The sequence below is a fragment of the Peribacillus sp. SIMBA_075 genome, from assembly GCF_046534585.1.
This window is the reverse complement of record NZ_JAWRYN010000971.1, coordinates 1-258: the sequence shown is the minus strand read 5'-3', so window position 1 is coordinate 258 and position 258 is coordinate 1. Positions and strand designations below refer to the sequence as shown.

Sequence of the window (258 nt, the reverse complement as noted above, 5' to 3'; positions counted from 1 at the left end):
AGGGTATATATCGATCTTGCTCGGCGTAATTATGTTCGGAATGGGGCTGACGCTATCATCGGCTGATTTCCGGGAGGTTTTTCGTCGGCCTGTTGACGTTCTCATCGGAGTGGTTGGACATTATCTCATCATGCCATCGCTTGCCTATGTCTTGGCTGTCGCTCTCAATCTTCCGCCAGATATTGCAGTTGGGGTAATCTTGGTAGGCTGCTGTCCGAGCGGTACCGCGTCCAATGTCATGACGTACCTTTCCAAAGG

General features: G+C 51.2%; 1 protein-coding gene. It reads left to right on the top strand.

Annotated elements, in window-relative coordinates:
• Positions 1–258: bile acid:sodium symporter family protein (locus tag SB775_RS31170; protein WP_410865143.1), on the top strand; the 258-nt coding region annotated here is incomplete at both ends.